General features: G+C 68.9%; 1 protein-coding gene. It reads left to right on the top strand.

From position 1 onward, the window contains the following. A partial coding sequence (locus tag ACIBI9_RS67690) for a WD40 repeat domain-containing protein (RefSeq protein WP_397239626.1) occupies positions 1–3,087 on the top strand: 3,087 nt, incomplete at its 5' end. Positions 3,088–3,690: the final 603 nt, after the last annotated feature.

The following is a 3,690-nucleotide window of genomic DNA, read 5'->3' as shown; positions in this document are numbered from 1 at the left end:
GAGCGCGGGCGGTTCATCGACCTGCTGCTCAGCGCGCGGGAGGCGCAGAGCCGGATGCGGGTGGTGATCGCGGTGCGCGCCGACTTCTACGGGCGATGCGCCGAGCACCGCGAGCTCACCGCAGCGCTGCGCGAGGCCAATCTGCTGGTGGGGCCGATGCACCCCGACGAGCTCAGAGAAGCGATCGTCCGGCCGGCCATCGCCGAGGGGCTGACGGTGGAGCGGGCGCTGACAGCGGCGATCGTCGCCGACGTCGCCGACGAGCCGGGGGCGCTTCCGCTGATGTCGCACGCGCTGCGGGAGGTCTGGCGCCGCCGTACGGGCAAAATGCTGACCCTGGACGCCTACGAGAGCGTGGGCAGAGTCCATGGGGCGATCAGCCATAGCGCGGAGGAGCTCTATGCCGGCCTGTCGCCGGCGCAGGCGAGGATCGCCCGGCGGGTCCTGCTGAGGTTGATCCAGCCGGGCGAGCAGGCCCATGACACCCGTCGTCCCGCCGCCCGGGCGGAGCTGGACCCGTACGGGGAGGCGGACACCGCGCTGGTCATCGAGCAGTTGGCCGGGGCCAGGCTGCTCACGCTGCACCAGGACACCGTGCAGCTCGCGCACGAGGCCTTGATCGAGTCGTGGCCGCGACTGCGTGGATGGGTGGACGAAGGACGCGACCGGCTGCGCGCCCATCGGCAGTTGACCGACGCGGCCACCGCCTGGCAGGCGCAGGGCCGCGATGCCGGGCTCCTCTACCGGGGCACCCGCCTGGCCGTCGTCGGCAAGCTGTTCATCGAGCCGGGTGACCGGGACGATCTCACGCCCCTGGAACGGGACTTCGTGCAGGCGAGCGCGGCACTGGCCCGGCGCACCTCACGGGTCCGGGTCGCCGTCTCGGTCGTCCTGGTGGTCTCGCTGATCGCCTCCGTGATCGCGGCGGCCGTCGCCACCCGGCAGGCGGGCCTGGCCGACGACCGGCTGCAGGAGGCGACCGCCCGGCTGACCGCCCGGCGCGCCGCCGCCCTGCGACTGAGCGATCCGAAGCTGGCCCGCCGCCTGAGCGCCGCGGCCTGGCGGATCGCCCCGGTCCCCGAGGCCAGGAGCGAGCTGATCGACTCGATGGCGCTGCCCTTGGTGGACGTCGTCACCACCCCGTACAAAACCACAGATTTGGTGCATGGGCTCAGCGTGGACGGCACCAGGCTGGCCGTCTTCACACCCGGTACGGCAACCGAACCGGGCGCCCTGCGCGTGCTCGACCTGGCCACGAAGAAGGAGGTCGCGAGCGCCCGATGGACGGGCCAGGACGTCTCGCAGCTGATGTGGAGTCCCGACGGCCGTACGCTGGCGCTGGACGACATCGAAGGGACCGGCGCACAGCTGTGGACTGTCGACGGCGGACGCCTGGCCGACCTCGGCGTGGCATTTCCCGGCCTCGAACCTACAGAGTTCAGCCCGGACGGCCGCTTTCTCATCGGGATCTACGACGGCAGGAACGAAGCCTGGAGCGTCGCGGACCGGACACGCGTGCTCGACGAGCCCGTCAGCGCCATCAATCCGGACGGCCGGCTGGCCCTGGTCATCCCAGTGGACGCCAATGAAGCGAACAGCACCCCGCAGTCCCCCGTCGATGTGTCGAACTCGGGGCGGCGAGTGGAACTCTGGGACCTCAAGAAACGCAAGCCGCTCCGGGCCCCCTGGCTACCGCGAACCGCCACGGAAGGCGTGTTCAGTCCAGACGGCAAGCGCCTGGCCATCTCCACCAACAACGGCATCCGGCTATTCGACGTCTCCTCGGGCAAGGAGACCCTACCCCCGTTGCTTCCATCTCCCGAACAAGTGGAGTTCAGCCCCGACGGCCGGTTCCTGACCGGGACGCGAGGTGGGGGGTGGGTGGCCCTGTGGCGGGTGGACGACGGCGCACTGCTGATGAATTCCCCGCTGCTCTCCGATGTTGTGGGAGTCGATGCCCGGATCTCGCCGGATGCCCGCCTTCTCCGGGTGATCGGCCAGTTCGGCACAGTAAACGTCCTGGACATCTCCCCCTACACCCACCCCGAGATGCTCGCTCCGGGCGGCGACAAGCGGCTGTTCAGCCCTGACGGCCGCTTCCTGGTGACGACGGATCGCCGAAAAGGCAGGCCGGAGGTGCGCCTTTGGGATGTCGCCGCGCGGAAACCCGTGAGCGGGCCGCTACCCGTCGACGATGTCCCCGAAGAGGACCCCGCGGAGACATCGTACGATCCGGTGTTCAGTCCCGACGGGCGCACGCTGGCGCTCACCCACCCCTGGTCTCCCGTGGTGACCTTGTGGGAGGTCGCGAACGGCCGCAGCATCGGCGTATTGCGCGTCCGGAGACCGGGCGCCATCGGAGTCTGGTCCATAGCCTTCTCCCCCGACGGCAGAACCGTCGCGGTCGCCCCCTCCACGGCGAAACCGGGTAGCGACGAAGCGATGGACGGCCAGGTTTTATACGACTTGGAGCTGTGGGACGTAAGAGCTCGAAGATGGCTCCGCACCATCTCCGAAGCGGGAACAGGCGCTCTGTTCTTCGAGCCGGACGGGCGCCGGTTGTTCGTGGACGGACCCATTGAGGACCGAATGTGGGTCGATACGGCCACCGGAGCGATACGCCGGCACCCATCCGACGCTCGCACCGACGGAGAGATCCTCTTCATCGAGGACATCGCCGCCATCGGTGACTTCGACGGGCGTTTGACGTTCTGGGACAGAGAGTTGCGCAGACCGCTGGCCCCGCCGCAGAACGCGGACGCGGCGTCGATCATGACTCTTGTCCCTTACCCGCAGGGTGAGCTCCTCGCCACCGTCGCCAGCCGAGGCGAGTCAGGCATCCAGCTGTGGGACTGGCGGAGATATCAGCGGATCGCCTCACCGATCAGTTACAACGCCCAGTCCGAGCCGGCCGTGGCATTCAACCGGACGGCTCTCCTCATTTCAACCGCCGACGGGGCCCTGCGCGAGATCACCGTCAATCCCGGCACCGCCGCCACCGTGATCTGTCACCGGGACGGCGACCTGTCCCCTGCCGAATGGCAACGACACATCCCAGGACTGGTCTATCAAAAGACCTGCCACTGACGAGATCCCCGGCTGAGAAGGTCGGTGAGGATGTTGGCCGGATTCAGGCCGCTGTGGAGCCACAGCGCCGGGCCGGCCCAGTCGGGCGCGGCGGCGACGTCCCAGACCGCGCGGACGGTGTCTGGGCCGGGGATCAGCCCCGGATCAGTGGCTTCGGTGAGTTGCTTGGTAAACCCCCTCAGAGCGGTCGGCTGGCGCCTGCGGGGCGGGTTGGTGAAGAGCCGTCAGGAAAGCGGCCAGGACATCGGCGGCTTCTGCGGCGCGCATGACGGGGGCGCCGTCGGCAGGCGCCCGGCACCCAGGTGACGATCCAGGGTCGTGGAAACACAGCGGAGGGCTCGCCGAGGAGTTGTGTGTCGGCGTATCGGCAGAGGAAGGCGCGGGGCGAGGGCGGGCAACGAACGAATCATCGGCGAAGAAGACAAGCGAGCGTGGCCAAACAGCGTCTGGATGCCCTCGACCCCGACCACCTCACTGGTTGCTCCGGTATTCACCGAGGCCCTACTGGCTAGGGCCTGTACGGAGTTGAGATCAGGGGGATTCGCCTGCGCCTTGGCCTGGATCCTGGTAGGCCAACGGCATGGCACGTGGAGACCTCACCGA

The organism is Nonomuraea sp. NPDC050451 (assembly GCF_044458585.1).
This window is presented reverse-complemented; position numbering and strand designations above follow the sequence as displayed.